Here is a 640-nt window from a genome sequence, read left to right as displayed (position 1 = left end):
GGCAGCGACCTACAGCTCATCAGTCGCCATAAACAGAGGGTTCGTTTAGCCTCTGGCCTAGACAATGAATTGAATTTAAGTCACGCCTCCATGGAGCGAGCGTTGGAGTGTCTTGCGATGTTCGCAGAGAGGCTGCAAGGCTTTGAGGAATCCAATGTGCGCATCGCTGCTACACACACGCTAAGAAGAGCGAAAAACGCGCATTTGTTTATCCAACGTGCAAAAGCAGTCATGCCGTTCCCGATAGAGATTATTCCGGGAGAGGAAGAAGCGCGCCTAATTTACTTAGGTGTCGCACACACTCAAGTGGAATCTAATTCTAAACTGGTGGTCGATATTGGCGGTGGCAGCACCGAGATGATCATCGGACAAGAGTTCGAGCCAGAACTGCTTAATAGCAAACAGATGGGCTGCGTCAGCTTTACACAGCAGTACTTCAAAAATGGCAAGTTATCGAGCAAAAACTTCAGCAAAGCCATGCTCGCTGCCGAACAAAAGTTAGAGTCCATCGCGACCAAATACCGCAAGAAAGGTTGGGATATTGCACTCGGCTCATCAGGAACCATCAAAGCGATTCAAGAGGTATTGATTGGGCTGGGCTTTGAAGACGGTTTAATTACAGCAAAGCGTCTGAGTAAGC

The 640-nt window shown here is 48.4% G+C and carries 1 pseudogene; it reads left to right on the top strand.

Annotated features, from left to right (window positions below):
* Window positions 1-640 (top strand): annotated as a pseudogene (locus R7O13_RS28105) (exopolyphosphatase); the annotation flags it as partial.

Source organism: Vibrio sp. Y176 (genome assembly GCF_033438945.1).
The sequence above is the reverse complement of the archived record's forward strand: the minus strand, read 5'-3'. Positions and strand labels throughout refer to the sequence as shown.